The 18078-nt window shown below is 61.6% G+C and carries 14 protein-coding genes and 1 other RNA gene; 7 read left to right on the forward strand and 8 right to left on the reverse strand.

The window, feature by feature from the left end; translation table 11 throughout:
- Positions 1-20 precede the first annotated feature (20 nt).
- The 8 genes from ACSFA3_RS13305 to gyrA all read right to left on the reverse strand — a co-directional run bounded on the left by ACSFA3_RS13305 (position 21) and on the right by gyrA (position 10888).
- Positions 21-350, reverse strand: coding sequence for an integration host factor subunit beta (locus tag ACSFA3_RS13305; protein WP_435505915.1), 330 nt, complete (start codon positions 348-350; stop codon positions 21-23).
- Between the two features lie 156 nt (positions 351-506).
- Positions 507-2192 carry a 30S ribosomal protein S1 gene (gene rpsA / locus ACSFA3_RS13310; protein ID WP_435505916.1) on the reverse strand — a complete coding sequence of 562 codons (1686 nt, stop codon included), beginning with the start codon at positions 2190-2192 and terminating at the stop codon, positions 507-509.
- Between the two features lie 177 nt (positions 2193-2369).
- A complete protein-coding gene (locus tag ACSFA3_RS13315; RefSeq protein ID WP_435505917.1) occupies positions 2370-4367 on the reverse strand; it encodes a bifunctional 3-phosphoshikimate 1-carboxyvinyltransferase/cytidylate kinase in 1998 nt (665 codons plus the stop codon).
- A 2-nt stretch (positions 4368-4369) separates the two neighbouring features.
- Positions 4370-5314 carry a prephenate dehydrogenase gene (locus ACSFA3_RS13320; RefSeq protein ID WP_435505918.1) on the reverse strand — a complete coding sequence of 315 codons (945 nt, stop codon included), beginning with the start codon at positions 5312-5314 and terminating at the stop codon, positions 4370-4372.
- Positions 5315-5329: 15 nt separating this feature from the next.
- A complete protein-coding gene (gene pheA, locus ACSFA3_RS13325; RefSeq protein WP_435505919.1) occupies positions 5330-6469 on the reverse strand; it encodes a prephenate dehydratase in 1140 nt (379 codons plus the stop codon).
- A gap of 35 nt (positions 6470-6504) precedes the next feature.
- Positions 6505-7572 (reverse strand): 3-phosphoserine/phosphohydroxythreonine transaminase, encoded by a 1068-nt coding sequence (gene serC / locus ACSFA3_RS13330; protein ID WP_435506223.1) that lies wholly within the window; start codon positions 7570-7572, stop codon positions 6505-6507.
- A 50-nt stretch (positions 7573-7622) separates the two neighbouring features.
- Entirely contained in the window at positions 7623-8207 is a 585-nt protein-coding gene (locus ACSFA3_RS13335; protein WP_435505920.1) for a DUF2059 domain-containing protein, read from the reverse strand.
- On the reverse strand, positions 8204-10888 hold the full coding sequence (gene gyrA, locus ACSFA3_RS13340) for a DNA gyrase subunit A (RefSeq protein ID WP_435505921.1): 2685 nt from the start codon (positions 10886-10888) through the stop codon (positions 8204-8206). Before gyrA ends, ACSFA3_RS13335 begins: the two co-directional genes overlap by 4 nt.
- Positions 10889-11110: 222 nt before the next feature.
- Between gyrA and ompA the strand changes: the two genes are divergently transcribed.
- The 7 genes from ompA (at position 11111) to ACSFA3_RS13375 (ending at position 18061) form a co-directional block, all read left to right on the forward strand.
- The gene (ompA, locus tag ACSFA3_RS13345; protein WP_435505922.1) at positions 11111-11770 is read left to right on the forward strand and encodes an outer membrane protein OmpA; all 660 of its coding nucleotides are present in this window, start codon (positions 11111-11113) and stop codon (positions 11768-11770) included.
- Positions 11771-11894: 124 nt separating this feature from the next.
- Positions 11895-12605: a bifunctional 2-polyprenyl-6-hydroxyphenol methylase/3-demethylubiquinol 3-O-methyltransferase UbiG gene (ubiG, locus tag ACSFA3_RS13350; protein WP_435505923.1), complete on the forward strand. Its 711-nt coding sequence runs from the start codon at positions 11895-11897 to the stop codon at positions 12603-12605.
- The gene (locus tag ACSFA3_RS13355) at positions 12605-13273 is read left to right on the forward strand and encodes an HAD family hydrolase (RefSeq protein WP_435505924.1); all 669 of its coding nucleotides are present in this window, start codon (positions 12605-12607) and stop codon (positions 13271-13273) included. The genes ubiG and ACSFA3_RS13355 overlap by 1 nt, the downstream gene beginning before the upstream one ends.
- A gap of 12 nt (positions 13274-13285) precedes the next feature.
- Positions 13286-13674, forward strand: a transfer-messenger RNA (tmRNA) gene (gene ssrA / locus ACSFA3_RS13360).
- Between the two features lie 185 nt (positions 13675-13859).
- Positions 13860-15455: a class I SAM-dependent methyltransferase gene (locus tag ACSFA3_RS13365; RefSeq protein ID WP_435505925.1), complete on the forward strand. Its 1596-nt coding sequence runs from the start codon at positions 13860-13862 to the stop codon at positions 15453-15455.
- 111 nt (positions 15456-15566) lie between these two features.
- A complete protein-coding gene (gene ggt, locus ACSFA3_RS13370) occupies positions 15567-17249 on the forward strand; it encodes a gamma-glutamyltransferase (RefSeq protein WP_435506224.1) in 1683 nt (560 codons plus the stop codon).
- Between the two features lie 65 nt (positions 17250-17314).
- Entirely contained in the window at positions 17315-18061 is a 747-nt protein-coding gene (locus ACSFA3_RS13375; RefSeq protein ID WP_435505926.1) for a pseudouridine synthase, read from the forward strand.
- Positions 18062-18078 lie beyond the last annotated feature (17 nt).

Raw genomic sequence — 18078 nt, forward strand, 5'->3', positions numbered from 1 at the left:
CGATTCTACTTTTGCAGACATCAGGCCTTGCCTGAGGTACCAGCGCTTCTGGCATCGCCCATTTCGGCCGTTCGCGCGTCGACCGCCTCGCGCAAGGCCTTGCCCGGCTTGAAATGCGGTACGCGCTTCTCAGGAATCTGGACACTCTCGCCCGAACGCGGATTGCGCCCGATACGCGGCGGCCGTCGATTCACCGAAAAGCTGCCAAACCCCCGAATCTCGATCCGGTGCCCACGCACCATGGCATCGCTCATCGCGTCCAGGATGGTCTTCACGGCGTATTCGGCATCGCGATGTGTCAGCTGCGCGAAACGGGCTGCGAGTTCTTCGACAAGGTCAGAGCGTGTCATGGTTCAAGCCAGAAAACGATGCAAAAGAAAAGGGCGCCAAAAGCACCCTTTCTTACTCCAAAAACACCGCGGAACGGGCTCCGCCCGGCCGCTGGTGTTGCCCCCGGTAGGGGGTAGGCGCTGCGACACGAAGTGCGCAAGCCTGGGGGCGAGCCCTTATTTTTCGCTATTGTCCAGCTTGGCACGCAGAAGGGCGCCCAGGCTGGTCGTGCCGGCGTTCTCACGCGACGACTGCTGGCTCAGGCTGGCCATGGCGCCTTGTTCGTCGACCATGTCCTTCTGCTTGATCGACAGCTGGATGTTGCGGGTCTTGCGATCCACGTTCAGCACGATGGCAGTGACTTCGTCGCCTTCCTTCAGCACGTTGCGGGCATCTTCCACGCGGTCGCGGGAGATTTCGCTGGCGCGCAGGTAGCCGAGGATATCTTCGCCGAGGTCGATTTCAGCGCCCTTGGCATCCACGGTCTTGACCTTGCCGGTCACGATCTGGCCCTTGTCGTTCACGGTGGTGAACGTCGTGAACGGATCGCTGTCCAGCTGCTTGATGCCCAGGCTGATGCGTTCGCGATCGACGTCGACTGCGAGCACCAGAGCCTCGACTTCCTGGCCCTTCTTGTAGTTGCGAACAGCGGCTTCGCCGGTTTCGTTCCACGAGAGGTCGGACAGGTGAACCAGACCGTCGATGCCGGCAGCCAGACCCACGAACACGCCGAAGTCGGTGATCGACTTGATCGGGCCCTTGACGCGGTCGCCGCGCTTCGTGTTCTGAGCGAACTCTTGCCACGGATTGGCCTTGCACTGCTTCATGCCAAGGCTGATGCGGCGCTTGTCTTCGTCGATTTCCAGAACCATGACTTCGACTTCGTCGCCGAGCGAGACGATCTTGTTCGGAGCGATGTTCTTGTTGGTCCAGTCCATTTCGGAGACGTGCACCAGGCCCTCGATGCCGGGTTCGAGTTCGACGAATGCGCCGTAGTCGGCAATGTTCGTGACCTTGCCGAACAGGCGGGTCGACTGCGGATAACGGCGCGAAACGCCCATCCACGGGTCGTCGCCCATTTGCTTGAGACCCAGCGAGACACGGTTCTTCTCGGTGTCGAACTTGAGGATCTTGGCGGTGATTTCCTGGCCGGCCTGAACGACTTCGCTCGGGTGGCGGACACGGCGCCATGCCATGTCGGTGATATGCAGTAGGCCGTCGATACCGCCGAGGTCGACGAATGCGCCGTATTCGGTGATGTTCTTGACCACACCGCGCACGACTGCGCCTTCCTTCAGGGTTTCCATCAGCTTGGCGCGTTCTTCGCCCATGCTTGCTTCGACCACGGCACGACGCGACAACACGACGTTGTTGCGCTTGCGGTCGAGCTTGATGACCTTGAATTCGAGGGTCTTGTTCTCGTACGGCGTCAGGTCCTTGATCGGACGCGTGTCGATCAGCGAACCCGGCAGGAATGCGCGGATGCCGTTGACCAGAACGGTCAGGCCGCCCTTGACCTTGCCGCTGGTGGTGCCGGTGACGAAGTCGCCGGATTCCAGGGCCTTCTCGAGTGCGAGCCACGAAGCGAGACGCTTCGCGGTGTCGCGCGAGAGGATGGTGTCGCCGTAGCCGTTTTCGACCGAGCCGATGGCCACGGAAACGAAATCGCCGGCCTGTACTTCGAGCTCGCCCTTGTCGTTCTTGAACTCCTCGATCGGCACGTACGCTTCGGACTTCAGTCCGGCGTTCACGACGACGTGGTTGTGTTCAACGCGAATGACTTCAGCGGTGATGACTTCACCGGTGCGCATTTCAGAGCGCTTCAGCGATTCTTCGAATAGGTCGGCAAAAGATTCAGACATGTATTTTTCCTTCCGTCAGACAGGGTTGGCAGGCGCGATTGCGAAATTGCGTGCGACTGCGCTTTGATCTGGAGACGGCGGTTGGTTGAGCTTGTCGCTCGGGTCAGATTTGAAAAACCGGCAGACCGATGCGCTGTCGCGCGACAAGAGCCTGTCGGACCGTTGGCAGCACACCCGTCAAGTTGACTTGAAGGGTTGCACTTCACGCCACCAGTCCAGCACCTGATCGACCGATTGCACGATCGACAAAGTGGAGTTGTCCAGGAGGCGGGCATCCGTCGCCGGCTTGAGAGGCGCCACGCTGCGGGAGGAATCCCGTGCGTCGCGTGCTTCCAGGTCGGCACGAAGACTATCGATTGTAGTCGAAATACCCTTTGAAATCAATTGCTTATACCGCCGCTCGGCACGTTTCCCGGCGCTGGCGGTGAGAAAAATCTTCAAAGGCGCTTCAGGGAAGATCACCGTGCCCATGTCGCGGCCGTCCGCGACCAGGCCGGGCAGGCGTCGAAAGCGTTTCTGCAGCTCGAAAAGCGCTGTTCTGACCGCCGGCAGGGCAGATACGCGAGAGGCATCCATGCCGGCTGCTTCGGTGCGGATGGCGTCGCCGACGTCCTCGCCTGCGAGCAAAACCTTGCCTTCGCTGAACTGCAGCGGAAGCGCATGGGCTATCTCGGCGATGCGCGCTTCGTGCTGCGGTTCGGCCTCCAGGCCCGCACGCCGCATGGCCAAACCGGTCACGCGATAGAGCGACCCCGAGTCGAGATAGTGATAGCCGAGCTGTCTCGCGAGCTCGGCCGCGAGCGTGCCCTTGCCCGATGCCGTCGGGCCGTCGACGCAGATTACCGGTACGTCGAGCGGTTCAACGACACCAAACATCGCCTCGAAATAGTCGGGAAATGTCTTGGCGACGCAATGCGGATCGAGGATGCGCACCGGCATGCCCGCCGGGTTGAAGGCCGCCAGGGAGAAGCACATCGCGACGCGGTGATCGTCGTACGTCCTGATGGACGCAGCCCGCCAGCCGTCGGCCGGCAGCGGATGGATGCGCAGGAAATCCGGCCCGTCTTCGACCTTGGCGCCGAGTTTTCGCAGCTCGGCCGCCATGGCGTCGATCCGATCGGTTTCCTTGACACGCCAGCTTGCAATATTCCGCAGCGTGCTCGGCCCGTCGGCGTAAAGCGCCATCACCGCCAGCGTCATGGCTGCATCGGGTATGTGGTTGGCGTCGACGTCGATCGCCTTCAACGGCCAGGCGCCGCGCTTCACTTGCAGCCAGTTGGCGCCGCTGTCGACTTGAGCGCCCATTTGCCGCGCCGCATCGACGAAACGGATGTCGCCCTGAATCGAATCCGCGCCGACGCCTTCGATGCGCAGCGGACTGCCGGTCGCCGCGATGGCACCCATGGCGATGAAGTAGCTCGCCGAGGACGCGTCGGCCTCGACGTGGATATCGCCCGGTGACCGATATCGGCTGCCTGCCGGTATGGTGAAACGCTGCCATCCTTCGCGACGCACGTCGATGCCGAAGCGCGCAAGCAGGTTGAGCGTGATCTCGATGTAGGGCTTGGAGATCAGTTCGCCGACGACGTCGATCACGATGTCGCGCGTCGAAACCAGCGGCAGCGCCATCAGCAGCGCGGTCAGGAACTGGCTGGAAACGTCGCCGCGCACGCGGATCGGCACATCGAGAGCGAGTGCTGACGGGTCGACCGGATGGATGCGCAGCGGCGGGTAGCCGGGGTTGCCGAGATAGTCGATGCGGCAGCCGAGTTGCGTCAGCGCATCGACCAGGTCGCCGATCGGGCGCTCATGCATGCGCGGAACGCCGCTGAGCTCGAAGTCGCCGCCGAGCAACGACAGCGCAGCGGTCAGCGGCCGCATGGCAGTCCCGGCGTTGCCGAGGAACAGGTTGGCCCGGGACGTCTTGAGCTGTCCGCCCAGGCCATCGATCCGCAGGGTCGCACCGGACTGTTCCACGCTGCAGCCCAGCTGCCGCAGCGCATCGAGCATCACGCGCGTGTCATCGGAATCGAGCAGATCGTGCACGGTCGTGACGCCGCTCGCGAGCGCGGCCAGCAGCAGCACACGGTTCGAAATGCTTTTGGAGCCGGGCAGGCGGACCGTGCCGGAAGCCGACGCGAGAGCCGGAAGATCGAGGAAAAGCGTTGCGTACATCGTCAGCCGTCGGAGGCGGGTAGGGAGGAGCTGTCGGCGGCTTCGGGTGCGGCAGCGAAAGAGAAAGTCGGCGAAACGGCGGCGGCAGGGTCGAGGCGCCACGGGCCGCGTGTCGAGCGCGCTGCGGCGATGGCCTCGTCGAGCGCAGCAGCGTCGCCGGCGGCGATCTTGTCCTCGAAGGCGACCAGCATTTCGCGGAACGCGCGCGACTGCCGCAGCACCTGCTCGCGGTTACCCATCAGGATGTCGCGCCAGACCGCCGGATCGCTCGCCGCGATGCGAGAGAAGTCGCGAAACCCCGGTCCCGCGAGCCTCATGAACATCGCACCTTCGGACTGCGCAGCGAGCGTATTGATATATGCGAAGGCGATCAGGTGCGGCAGGTGGCTGACGGCGGCGAATGCGGCATCGTGCGATTGCGGCGTCATCTGCGCCACGTTGGCACCGATGGCCGACCAGACCTGTGCGGCGCGGTGAACGTTCGCATGCCGGGTGGCCTTGACCGGTGTGAGCACGACGAGCTTGCCGTCGAACAACGAGGCCTCCGCGTGCTCGACGCCTGCCACCTCCTTCCCGGCGATCGGATGCGCCGGCACGAAGTTGGCGAATTCGGTCTGCAGCCCCAGACGCGCTGCTTCGACGACGTCGCCTTTGGTCGAGCCGACGTCCATCACCAGCGCACCGGGCACGAGGCCATGGCGGATCGCCTTGAAGGTCGCTTCGGAGGCGGCTACCGGCACCGCGACCAGAACGAGATCAGCGCCGGAAACGGCCAGAAGCGCGGATGGCGCTTCGATGTCGATCACGCCCAGCCGCCTAGCCAGCTCGGTAGTGGAGGGCGATTTGCTGTAGCCCACCACTCGCTTGACCAGTCCGGCGCGCTTGAGCGCCAGTGCGAAGGAGCCGCCGATGAGGCCGCAGCCGATCAGGCCGAGTTGTTCGAACATCGAACCTGGCCGCATTCAGGAGGTGACGGGATAGGCGCCGAGCACCTTGTAGAACGCGCACAGCGTCCGCAATTCGGCCAGCGCCGCCGCAACGTTCGGCTGCGACGGATGGCCGTCGAGGTCGATGTAGAAGTAGTACTCCCACTGACCGGTGCGGGCGGGGCGCGATTCGAAGCGAGTCATCGAGACGTTGTTCGCTTTCAGCGGCATCAGCAGGTCATGCACGGCGCCTGGCTGATTGGGCACCGAGACGACGAGGCTCGTGCAGTCGCGGCCGGACACCGGCGGCATCGCCAGCGTCTGCGGCAGGCAGATGATCGCGAAACGCGTGCGGTTGTACGAATCGTCCTGAATCGCATGCGCCACGATATGCAGACCGAATCGCGTGGCTGCGCGATCGCTGGCCAATGCGGCCCAGGCCGGATTGGTCGCCGCGAGACGGGCGCCCTCAGCATTGCTCGACACAGCGCGACGCTCCGCGTTGGGCAGGTGTTTGGAAAGCCAGGTCTGGCATTGCGCGAGCGCCTGCGGATGCGCAAGAACCGCTTCGATGTCGCCGAGCGAATTCGTCGTTCGCAGCAGATGGTGTCGCACCAGCAGACTGACTTCACCGACGACATGCGTCGGCGAATGCAGAAACAGGTCGAGCGAGCGTGTGACGACGCCTTCGGTCGAGTTCTCAACGCCGACGACGCCGTACTGCGCGCTGCCGGCGGCCGTCGCGTGGAAGACTTCGTCGAAGCTCGCGCAGTAGATCAGGTCTGCTGCACCGCCAAAATACTCGACGGCGGCCTGCTCGCAGAACGTGCCTTCGGGCCCAAGCACCGCGACGCGCTGCGGGGATTCGAGCGCCAGGCAAGCCGACATGATTTCCCGCCAGATCGCAGCGACGTGGTTGCCCTTGAGCGGGCCGGCGCTGCTTTTCTGCATCTTCTCGATGACCTGCGCAACGCGATCGGGGCGAAAAAAAGGCGTGCCCTCGCGTTTCTTGACTTCACCGACCAGTTCGGCGATGTGTGCCCGCCGGTTGAGCAGGTCGAGCAGCTGCTGATCGAGCGAGTCGATCCTGACGCGCAAATCGGCCAGGCTGGCCGACTTGTCGGTCGCGTCACTGGTGCTGTCGAGGCTGGGGAGGTGGGGTGCTGGCTCTGTCATCGGTCTGTCTCGGGCAGCCGGCACGGGCCATCCCGCTAGGCATGCAATCGCTCGAATTCTCTCATGTAGTCCACCAGCGCCTGAACGCCGTCAATCGGCATCGCGTTATAGATGCTGGCACGCATGCCGCCGACCGATTTGTGTCCCTTGAGCTGAAGCAGGCCCGCTTCCTTGGCGCCGGCCAGGAAAGCATCGTTGCGATCCTGATCGTGCAGGAAGAACGGTACGTTCATGCGCGAGCGACAGTCGGCATCGACACGGTTCTCGTAGAAATCCGATCCGTCGATGAAACCGTAGAGCAACTTCGCCTTGGCGATGTTGCGCCGTTCCATCGCAGCGACACCGCTGAGATCGCCTTCGGTCTGATTCAGCAGCCAGTCGAAAGTCAGCCCGGCGACGTAGATTCCCCAGGTCGGCGGCGTGTTGTACATCGACTGGTTGTCGGCGACCGTCTTGTAATTGAAGGCGCTCGGGCAGATCTTGAGCGCACGGTCCAGCAGGTCGTCGCGAACGATCACGATCGTCAGTCCGGCAGGCCCGATGTTCTTCTGTGCGCCGCCGAAGGCCAGACCGACGCGGCGCCAATCAACAGAGCGCGACGCCACGTGCGATGAAAAGTCGATCACCAGCGGCGCGTTGCTTCCCAGCGCGGCCAGATCGGGCAGCTGCTGGAATTCCACGCCGTTGATCGTCTCGTTCGTGCAAACGTGCACGTACGAAGCGTCGGCTGAAATCTTCCAGCTTGCCGGGTCTGGCAGGCGCGTGTGACCGTCGGGCGCGTTGCTAGCCGCGGTGCGAGCCTCGCAATAGCGTTGCGCTTCCTTCTGCGACTTTATGCTCCAGCTGCCGGTGACGATGAAGTCGGCCACGGTGCCGCGCGACAGATTCATCGGCACGATGGCGTTCTCTCCGAGTCCGCCGCCCTGCATGAACAGGATGTGGAAGTTCCCCGGAACGGCCAGCAATTTGCGCAGATCGGCTTCCGCCTTGGTTGCAATTGCGCCGAACTCCTTGCCTCGGTGGCTCATTTCCATGACGCCCATGCCCGACCCGTTCCAGTCGAGCATTTCGGCTGCGGCGCGCCGAAGCACCGCCTCGGGCATGGCGGCCGGACCGGCCGAGAAGTTGTACGGACGTTTGCCCGTCGCCTGCGTCACTTCTTGACGGGCGCTTTGGCCGGTGCAGCCTTGGACTGCGGCTGCGCCTGTCCTTCAGTCGGCGCGCCGAGTGCCTTGGCAACAGCGACGTTCAGGTTCTGCAGCTTCGGGTCGATGGTCGGGCGCACGTCGGCAACGAGCTTCTGCGTCAGCGCGGAACCAAGTTGCGGATTCAGATCCGAGAACTTCTTGTTCAGCGGCGAGCTCAGCCAGGAGATCAGCTGCTTCAGTTCTTCTTCGTTGAAGTTCTGCTCGAGCAGCGGACCGACCGTGGTCGGAGCGAGCTGCACGGCCTTGTCGCGGACGATCGGGAAAGCTTCCGACACGTATTTCTGGATTTCCGCTTCGGCAGCCTTGCCGAGCGCTTCGCGTTTTTCGGGCGCAACCTTGGTCTGCAGGTACTCGCCACCGGCCTGAATGATCGGGGCGACCGAGTCGTTCACGAGGATACGGGCCATGCCTTCGACGGCAGGGCGCTGGACGTCGAGCAATTGCTTCACGAGCGCCGCCTTGTCCTGTGCCATGGCGATCGAACTGGCTGCCAGTGCGACCGTCAGGACCGCAAGCTTGATTTTTTTCACTGAGGATTCTCCGTTGAAGGTGTAGAAATGTCGCCGGCATCGGCATCGCCGCCATCGCCGCCGTCACTGTTTTCGAGTGTTTCAGGGGTTTCGACGATGGCGTCGTTTTCGACGATGCGTTGCAGCCCGCTGAGCTTGGCGCCTTCGTCGAGACCGATCAGCGTCACGCCCTGGGTGGCGCGTCCGAGTTCGCGGATCTCGGCGACCCGGGTGCGCACGAGCACACCCTTGTCGGTGATCAGCATGATCTCGTCGTCGACATGAACCAGCGTTGCCGCGACGACCTTGCCGTTGCGCTCGCTCTGTTGAATGGCAATCATGCCTTTGGTTCCCCGACCATGTCGGGTGTACTCGGTAATGCTCGTTCTTTTTCCGTAACCGTTTCTGGTCGCGGTCAGCACGCTCTGCTCTCCATCCTCTGCCACGAGCATGGCGATCACGCCCTGGCCTTCGTCGAGCATCATGCCGCGCACGCCGCGCGCGTTCCGGCCCATCGGGCGGACATCGTTCTCGTCGAACCGCACGGCCTTGCCGCCATCGGAGAAAAGCATCACGTCGTGCTTGCCGTCGGTCAGCGCGGCACCGATGAGATAGTCGCCCGGATCGAGGTCGACGGCAATGATGCCCGCCTTGCGCGGATTGCTGAATTCATCGAGCGTGGTCTTCTTGACCGTGCCCATCGACGTTGCCATGAACACATACTGATCGGCAGGGAAGGTGCGCTTCTCGCCGGTGAGCGCAAGCACGACGTTGATCTTTTCGCCTTCCTGCAGCGGAAACATGTTCACGATCGGACGACCGCGCGAGCCGCGCGAACCGGCCGGCACTTCCCAGACCTTGAGCCAATACAGCCGGCCGCGGTTCGAGAAACACAGGATGTAATCGTGCGTGTTTGCGATGAAGAGCTGGTCGATCCAGTCGTCCTCCTTCGTCGCCGTGGCCTGCTTGCCGCGCCCGCCGCGCTTTTGCGCGCGGTACTCGCTCAACGGCTGGCTCTTGATGTAGCCGCTGTGCGAGAGCGTCACGACCATGTCGGTCGGCGTGATCAGGTCTTCCGTCGACAGGTCGAACGCGCTGTGCTCGACCTGGCTGCGGCGCGCGCCAAGCTTGGTCTGGCCGAATTCGGTACGGATCGTCGTCAGTTCGTCGCCGATGATCACCGAGACGCGTTCCGGCTTCGAAAGGATGTCGAGCAGGTCATCGATCTCCGCCATCACTTCACGGTATTCGGCAACGATCTTGTCCTGTTCAAGCCCGGTCAGGCGCTGCAGACGCATCTGCAGGATTTCCTGCGCCTGCGTTTCGGAGAGCCGATACAGACCGTCGCTGCCCATGCCGAACTCGAGTTCGAGGCCGTCCGGCCGATAGTCGTCCGCGTTGATCACGCCGCCGTCCGCCCGCGTGCGCGTCAGCATCTCGCGCACCAGCTTGCTGTCCCAGGCACGCGTCATCAGCTCGGCCTTGGCGACAGGCGGCGTCGGCGCGTTGCGGATGATTGCGATGAACTCGTCGATGTTCGCCAGCGCGACAGCCAGACCTTCGAGCACGTGGCCGCGTTCGCGCGCCTTGCGCAGCGTGAACACGGTTCGCCGCGTCACGACTTCGCGCCGATGCTGCAGGAAGACTTCGATCAGGTCTTTCAGGTTGCAAAGCTTCGGCTGGCCGTTGACCAGCGCCACCATGTTGATGCCGAAGGTGTCCTGCAGCTGCGTCTGCTTGTACAGATTGTTGAGGACGACTTCCGGCACTTCGCCGCGCTTGAGTTCGATGACCAGCCGCATGCCCGACTTGTCGGATTCGTCCTGGATGTGGCTGATGCCTTCGATCTTCTTTTCATGCACCAGCTCGGCCATGCGCTCCTGAAGCGTCTTCTTGTTCACCTGATAAGGAAGCTCGTCGACGACGATCGCTTGGCGCTGGCCACGGTCGATGTCCTCGAAATGGCAGCGCGCGCGCATCACGACCTTGCCGCGACCCGTCCGGTAGCCGTCCTTGATGCCGTTGATCCCGTAGATGATGCCGGCGGTCGGAAAGTCGGGCGCCGGGATGATCTCCATCAGTTCGTCGATGGAGGCCTGCGGATGACGCAGCAGGTGCAGACACGCATCGACGACTTCGTTCAGGTTGTGCGGCGGAATGTTGGTCGCCATGCCGACCGCGATACCGCCCGCGCCGTTTACCAGCAGATTGGGCAGCTTGCTGGGCAACACCATCGGCTCTTTTTCCGAGCCGTCGTAATTGTCTTGGAAATCGACGGTTTCCTTGTCGATATCGCCGAGCATTTCATGCGCAATTTTGGAAAGCCTGATTTCGGTATAGCGCATTGCTGCCGCCATATCTCCATCGACAGATCCGAAATTGCCCTGGCCATCGACCAGCATATGGCGCATCGAAAAATTCTGCGCCAGACGCACGATCGTGTCGTAAACGGATTGATCGCCGTGAGGATGGTATTTGCCGATCACGTCGCCCACGATACGGGCCGACTTCTTGTATGGACGATTCCAATCGTTGTTGAGTTCGTGCATCGCGAACAGGACGCGGCGGTGCACGGGCTTGAGACCGTCTCTGGCGTCGGGAAGTGCACGGCCGACGATGACGCTCATGGCGTAATCGAGATAGCTTCGGCGCATTTCCTCTTCGAGGCTGATGGGCAGGGTTTCTTTGGCGAACGAGGTCATGAGCGTCAGGCAGTCAGCAAGTGGTGAATTTTACGCTTTGGGAGTTGTCGCAACGCCGCAACACATGAAGGCTATTCCGCACTCGTCCTACGCTTCGCACCTGGCTCGCAGCCGGTTTGCCAAAGACCCTATGGCACAATCGCCTCAACGTTTTGGGTGGTGGTCACTTAAAGCGTCCTTGATTCGCAGCGCGGCTGCGGCTTTTTCCCCAAGAGGAGAACCATGAAGAAACTGAATAAAGTGGCGATGATGTTTGCAGTCGCTGCGCTCGCCACTGCCGCCGGCGCGCAGACCCGTGTCACCGCAGCAAATGGCGGTCCCGTGATCGACAATTGGCAGAACGGCACCGGCGAACTCGTCTGGAAAAACGGCACGAACGAACTGTGCTGGCGCGATGCCAACTGGACGCCTGCAACGGCCGCTCGTGGTTGCGACGGCGCTCTGGTTCCGGTCGCTACGCCAGCTCCGTCGGCTACGCCTGCAGCACCAATGGTGCCGACGCCGCCGCCAGCGCCGCCAGCAGCCTCGAAGGTGACCTTCGCTGCCGACGCATTCTTCGACTTCGACAAGTCGGTTCTCAAGCCAGAAGGTCGCGCCAAGCTCGACGATCTGGTCTCGAAGATCAGCGGTGTCAACCTCGAAGTCATCATCGCCGTGGGTCACACCGACTCCGTCGGTTCGGATGCTTACAACCAGCGTCTGTCGGTTCGCCGCGCAGAAGCTGTCAAGGCATACCTGGTGACCAAGGGCATTGAACGCAATCGCGTCTACACCGAAGGCAAGGGCGAGAAGCAGCCAGTCGCTGACAACCGCACCAAGGAAGGTCGCGCCAAGAACCGCCGCGTTGAAATCGAAGTGGTCGGTACCCGCGCCAATCGTTGATTCTTCGGAGTCCTCGAAAAAACCCCGCTTCGGCGGGGTTTTTTTATGGGCACGCAGTTGACGACTTATTAAGTCCAATAGCCATGTCTTTCGATTGAAAGGCGTCATCTCGGATAATCGTCACATGAACGATCAAGTAAATGCCGATCTGGCAGAACTCGCCAAATTTTCTGAACTGGCTCACCGTTGGTGGGATATGGAGAGCGAATTTCGACCGTTGCATGAAATCAATCCTCTGCGACTCGAGTGGATAGACGGATTGGTATCCATCTCCGGCAAGCAGGCGGTGGACATCGGCTGCGGCGGCGGGATACTTTCGGATTCGATGGCGCGAAAGGGCGCGGAAGTGCTGGGGATCGATCTTGCCGAGAAGGCGCTCAAGGTTGCCCAACTGCATGCACTCGAGGCGTCGACCAATGGTGTTCAGTATCGGGCGATAAGCGCGGAGGCGTTGGCGGCCGAACGTCCGGCAAGCTTCGATGTCGTGACATGCATGGAAATGCTTGAGCATGTTCCACAGCCTGCATCCGTCGTGAAGGCATGCGCCGACCTGGTGAAGCCGGGTGGCTGGGTCTTTTTCTCCACGATTCATCGCAGTCCGAAGGCATTCCTGTTTGCCATCATCGGTGCGGAATATGTGCTGCGAATGCTTCCCAGAGGGACGCACGAGTATCAGAAATTCATCCGACCGAGCGAACTTGCCGACTACTGCCGAAGCGCCGGCCTTGAAGTCGACAGCACGCGAGGCATGCAGTACAACCCGCTGACCCGGCGCTACTGGCTTAGTGCTGATACCAGCGTCAACTACATGTTTGCCACAAGAAAGCCGCTTTGATGCAAGCCGTCAAACTCAAGGCCGTTCTGTTCGACCTCGACGGTACGCTTGTCGACAGTGCGCCTGAACTTGGCGCCGCTGCAGACAAGATGCGCACCGATCGGGGAATGGCTTCGCTCCCGTTGAGCGCGTATCGGCACATGGCAGGGTCTGGGGCACGCGGCATGTTGGGTATCGCCTTCAACATCACGCCTGAAATGCCGGAGTTTCCGGCGATGCGAGAGGAGTTTTTTCTCAACTACGAAGCGCGCATGCTGCTCAATACGCCGGTCTTCGACGAAGTCCCGGAATTGATCGCTGCATTGCGCGACTGCGGCTTGCACTGGGGTGTGGTGACGAACAAGTCAGCACGCTTCACGGAGCCGTTGACGAAATCGATGTCGTTGTTCGCGACTGCTGGTGCAGTAGTCAGCGGAGACACGACGCCATTCGCCAAGCCACATCCGGCACCGCTGCTCGAGGCTGCGCGACGCATCGGGCTGGCGCCAGCAGAGTGCATGTATGTCGGAGATGACGAGAGAGACATCATTGCCGGACGCGCTGCGGGCATGCGTACGATCGCTGCTACTTACGGCTACATGGGAGCCAAAGCCGACGCGAAGGACTGGGGAGCAGACGATGCGATCGAATCACCGCTCAGCCTCTTGCAATGCCTGAAACTGACCTAAAATGCGAGGCTTGGGGCTGCACTGGTTTCGACGTGGGTTCGGAAGCGCTGCGGGGCATGTCGAGCTGAATGCGCTCGTTAATCAGATTCAAAAACGTAACTGCAAACGATAAGTCTTTTAGACTCGCACTCGCTGCTTAATTGAAGCGACTTTGCAACAGCTTGCCTTTGGGCTGGGTAAGGAGATGATGGAGTAATCCTGATTTTTCGAACTGCAAAGATAATCACAGAGGCTGGTTCTTGCCCGGGTGCCTTGGGTAAAAACGAGAAAAAAGGGTACTGGCGTCCGGTTTAGCGTGCGACTGCGCGACTCCGGGAGCAAGATTAAATCAGATCGCTAAACATGTAGAACTGCGCGAAGAAGGCTTGCGGACGGGGGTTCGAATCCCCCCAGCTCCACCAAATTTCGAGAGATCTTTTCAACCGAGCCGCTCGGGAGAAAAGCGGAAGTGCGCTTGATATGGCTTTTCCTTTGCTGTTATTGGGCTGAGTGCTTTTCGTCAAATTCGCTCTAAAGAATTGTCACGATTTCGAGATCCGGCCGGACTTTACAGTCCGGGGAGTTACCAACTCCAAGGGTCCTCGCAATGGCAATTCGAGCAAACGACGATCTGGCCAAGTATTACGATGAGGTCCCTTACGACTCTCATCCGTTTCCGCAAAGCGCGGTTGAACACCTGGCAACCAGAGCTTTCAGCTTCGGGCTGTCGGCACCTGATCCAGCATATGCGCGTGTGCTCGAGTTGGGATGTGCCGGTGGCGGCAACCTGATTCCATTTGCCGGCCGGTATCCCCACGCTACCGCACTCGGGATCGACCTCTCGCCCGTCCAGATCGAATCGGGCATCCATGCTGCTAAACGCGCCGGGCTGACGAACATCGATTTTCGCGTGGCAGACCTCACGGACATCGCCGCGTCGCTCGGGCAGTTCGATTACATCATCTGTCACGGTGTCTACAGCTGGGTACCCCCTTCGGCACAGGATGCGATCTTGCGGATCTGCAACCAGAATCTGGCGCCCGATGGCGTTGCGTACATCAGTTACAACGTCTATCCGGGTTGGAAGACGCGAGAAATCGCTCGCGACGCGATGCTTTTGCGCGCCAGCTCGGGTACGGATCCTGCCGGAAGGCTTTCGCTGGGGATGGGCATGTTGGCAACGCTGCTCGAAACATCCGAGTCCGGTAGCGTCATGCGAACCGTGATCGAGGACGTGAAGCCTCTCGTGCGCACAGCCGATCCGGCTTACATCTCGCATGAGTTTCTCGAGCCGTTCAACGCGCCGTGTTACTTCACCGACTTGCTGGCGCGTGCAAGCGCCCATGGGCTTGCCTATCTCGCCGAAGCTGCGTCGTCGTCGATGTTTGCCGAGAACTACCCGGACGCAATACGCGACTTTCTGTTGCGCGAATGTGGCGGGAGTCAGGTCGTCATGGAGCAGTACATCGACTTCTTCACGAACAGGAGTTTCAGGCAGACGCTGTTCGTCAAGGAAGCCAGGGCGGGCCAGATCGATTTCAGTCTCGATCCCGCTCGGGTGGCTTCGATGTTCTTTGCCGGTTTCTACGCCACGCTCGACGGGAGTCTGCTATCGCTCGACGACCGGGAGCAGCTTTGCTCGGCACCGTGCCACCGATCGATCCTGCTTTCCAGCGCCGTTCACAAGGCAGTGGTGCAGGTGCTCGATGGACGTTTTCCGGCCTGCATGAGCGTCGACGAAATCGTCTCGCACATCGCTGGGCAGCTCGATCGATCGGCGGTCGAGGTTCGTCCGATGGCGCTGGCGCTGCTGGAGCGTCTGGTTCGACGCGGCGCGGTCTACAGCCGTCGCGAGCGGGCGGACATCGCCGCCGATCTTCAGCAACTGCCGCGTGCGCTCGAAGCGAACTGCCGGGCTTCCAATTCTTTTTCTCACAACGATCGGCCCAGACTGGCTTGCAACCAGTGGCATGAGAGAGTGACCTTGTCCTCGTTGGAGGCGTTCCTCCTGGCGCTGACCGATGGCAGCCGGTCACATGACGAACTCGAGATCGAGGTCGCGGCTGCCACCCGTGCCGGCGATTTGAAATTCACGTTTCGGAACGAATCCGTCGACGGAGCGGCTCTGCCGGCAGGCTTCATCCGGACCGAACTGCTGCTTGCGCTGGACGCGATGCAGCGAAAGGGGCTGTTCGTTGCCTGAAGCACAATCCGCGGGTCGAATCGTCGAAATGCCAAGAAGGACACAAAGATGACGCTACCCGGACGAACAGCAATCCAGACTTCGTTGTGCGCAGTTGCGCTTGTCACGCAGATGATCGCTTTCGACGGCGTGGCGCACGCAGCGTCTCAAGCGCCGGTCGGTGCCGAGAACGGCATGGTCGTCACGGCGCAACACCTGGCGACCAAGGTTGGCGTCGACGTGCTCAAGCGCGGCGGCAACGCCATCGATGCAGCAGTCGCTGTCGGTTACGCGCTCGCAGTGGTCTACCCCGCAGCGGGCAATCTGGGCGGCGGCGGGTTCATGACGGTGCAACTGGCAGACGGGCGCAAGACTTTTCTCGATTTCCGCGAAAAAGCACCGTTGGCTGCGACGGCCAACATGTATCTCGACAAGGACGGCGATGTCGTCAAGGGACTGAGCACCACCGGTCATCTAGCGGTCGGCGTGCCGGGCACGGTGTCTGGACTGGAGACGGCGCGCACCAAGTACGGCACGCTGGAACGTTCGGCGCTGATCAAGCCGGCGATCGAACTGGCGGACAAGGGTTTCGTGCTCGATCAGGGCGATGTCGACATGCTTGTGACGGCGACTGCCGCATTCAGGATGGACAAGGATTCAGGTGCAATTTTCCTGAACAGGGGCGAGCCATTCGCGCCGGGCCAGAAACTGGTTCAAAAGGACCTGGCCCGGACGCTCAAGGCCATCAGCCAGCGCGGGACCGATGGTTTCTACAAAGGTCCGGTCGGCAGCGCCATCGTTTCGTCGAGCCAGGCGGGCAAGGGCATCATCACCCAGGCCGATCTCGACCAGTACGGCACGCGCGAACTGGCGCCGGTCGAATGCGACTATCGCGGTTACCGCGTGATTTCCGCGCCGCCGCCGAGTTCGGGTGGTGTGGTGATCTGCGAGATGCTCAACATCCTCGAGGGTTATCCGCTGAAGGAACTGGGCTTTCGGTCGGCGCAGTCGGTGCATTATCAGATCGAGGCGATGCGCCATGCCTACGTCGACCGTAACAGCTACCTGGGCGACCCAGATTTCGTCAAGAACCCCATGGAGCGTCTGCTCGACAAGGGCTATGCCGAGAAGGTGCGTGCAGCGATCGACCCGGCGAAAGCCGGCGTGTCGAAGGACATCAAGCCCGGCGTCGCGCCGCATGAAGGCAGCAACACCACTCACTATTCGATCACCGACAAATTCGGTAACGCGGTTTCCGTTACCTACACGCTAAACGACTGGTTCGGCGCAAAGGTGATGGCGAGCGGCACCGGCGTGCTGCTCAACAACGAAATGGACGATTTCACGTCGAAAATCGGCGTCCCAAACCTCTACGGCCTGGTGCAGGGCGAGGCCAATGCGATCGCGCCCGGCAAGCGTCCGCTCAGCTCGATGAGCCCGACCATCGTCAGCAAGGACGGCAAGCCGGTGTTCGTGGTCGGCACGCCGGGCGGCAGCCGAATCATCACCGCCGTGCTGCACACGATCTTGAACGTGGTCGATTACGGCATGAACGTTCAGGAAGCCGTCGACGCGCCGCGTTTCCACCAGCAATGGCTGCCCGACGTGACCAACGTCGAAACGTACGCGCTGAGCCCCGACACCCGCAAGCTGCTGGTCGACATGGGCCACAACCTGGGCGTGCCGCAGTCGGCGAATCACCTGGCGGCGATCATCGTCGGTGCGCCGTCGCTCGGCGGCAAGCCGGTCGGCAAGAACCGTTTCTACGGCGCGAACGATCCACGGCGCAACAGTGGGTTGGCGCTCGGGTACTGAACGACAATCCGAAGCGGCCGCGGCATGTCGCTGCGGACGTTTTTTCGTTCTCTTATTTGTCATCGATGCAGCTGCAGGAAATTCTTTACACCCAGGGCTTCGGCACGCGCCGGGTCTGCGCCGGACTGGTTCAACAGGGCTTTGTGACGGTCGATGGCGTTGCGGTACGGGATCCGGCCACCGATTTGCCGGCTGCGGACGGCCAGCCGCTCGAAGGCATGGCGTTCACTGTGCAGGGCACGGCCTGGGAGTTTCACGACAAAGCCTATCTGATGCTCCACAAGCCGGCAGGCACCGAATGCTCGCAGAAGCCGTCGACCTATCCGAGCATCTACACGCTGCTGCCTTCGCCGCTGCGCCTTCGGCCGAACAAGGGCGCAGTGCAGGGTGTGCAGGCGATCGGCCGGCTCGACCAGGACACCACCGGGCTGCTGCTGCTGACCGACGACGGCCAGTTCATCCACCGCATGGGTTCGCCGAAGCACCATGTGCCCAAGGTTTACGAGGTGACGACCAAGCATCCGATCGACGAGGCGCAGGTGGCGAAACTGCTGGCCGGCGTGGTGCTCGACGATGACCCCAAGCCCGTGCGCGCCGCTGCCTGCGAAGCCGTCGATCCGCTGCATCTGCGGCTCACGCTGACCGAGGGCAAGTACCATCAGGTCAAGCGGATGCTGGCTGCGGTCGGTAACCGCGTCGAGGGATTGCATCGCTCGCGGATCGGCGGGCTGGAACTGACGACAGAACTGCCTGTCGGCCAATGGCGCTGGCTGACGCACGACGAGGTCGAAGCGTTGCGTAAAGCACGCTGAGGTCAGCCTACGGCAAG

Source organism: Variovorax glucosi, from assembly GCF_051216695.1.
Lineage (GTDB): Bacteria > Pseudomonadota > Gammaproteobacteria > Burkholderiales > Burkholderiaceae_C > Variovorax.

What these genes read in the sequence shown, in the direction of transcription:
- ACSFA3_RS13305 (WP_435505915.1), bottom strand. Translation starts at nt 350, where the DNA reads ATGACACGCTCTGACCTTGTCGAAGAACTCGCAGCCCGTTTCGCGCAG.
- rpsA (WP_435505916.1), bottom strand. Translation starts at nt 2,192, where the DNA reads ATGTCTGAATCTTTTGCCGACCTATTCGAAGAATCGCTGAAGCGCTCT.
- ACSFA3_RS13315 (WP_435505917.1), bottom strand. Translation starts at nt 4,367, where the DNA reads ATGTACGCAACGCTTTTCCTCGATCTTCCGGCTCTCGCGTCGGCTTCC.
- ACSFA3_RS13320 (WP_435505918.1), bottom strand. Translation starts at nt 5,314, where the DNA reads ATGTTCGAACAACTCGGCCTGATCGGCTGCGGCCTCATCGGCGGCTCC.
- pheA (WP_435505919.1), bottom strand. Translation starts at nt 6,469, where the DNA reads ATGACAGAGCCAGCACCCCACCTCCCCAGCCTCGACAGCACCAGTGAC.
- serC (WP_435506223.1), bottom strand. Translation starts at nt 7,572, where the DNA reads ATGCCCGAGGCGGTGCTTCGGCGCGCCGCAGCCGAAATGCTCGACTGG.
- gyrA (WP_435505921.1), bottom strand. Translation starts at nt 10,888, where the DNA reads ATGACCTCGTTCGCCAAAGAAACCCTGCCCATCAGCCTCGAAGAGGAA.
- ompA (WP_435505922.1), top strand. Translation starts at nt 11,111, where the DNA reads ATGAAGAAACTGAATAAAGTGGCGATGATGTTTGCAGTCGCTGCGCTC.
- ubiG (WP_435505923.1), top strand. Translation starts at nt 11,895, where the DNA reads ATGAACGATCAAGTAAATGCCGATCTGGCAGAACTCGCCAAATTTTCT.
- ACSFA3_RS13355 (WP_435505924.1), top strand. Translation starts at nt 12,605, where the DNA reads ATGCAAGCCGTCAAACTCAAGGCCGTTCTGTTCGACCTCGACGGTACG.
- ACSFA3_RS13365 (WP_435505925.1), top strand. Translation starts at nt 13,860, where the DNA reads ATGGCAATTCGAGCAAACGACGATCTGGCCAAGTATTACGATGAGGTC.
- ggt (WP_435506224.1), top strand. Translation starts at nt 15,567, where the DNA reads ATGATCGCTTTCGACGGCGTGGCGCACGCAGCGTCTCAAGCGCCGGTC.
- ACSFA3_RS13375 (WP_435505926.1), top strand. Translation starts at nt 17,315, where the DNA reads ATGCAGCTGCAGGAAATTCTTTACACCCAGGGCTTCGGCACGCGCCGG.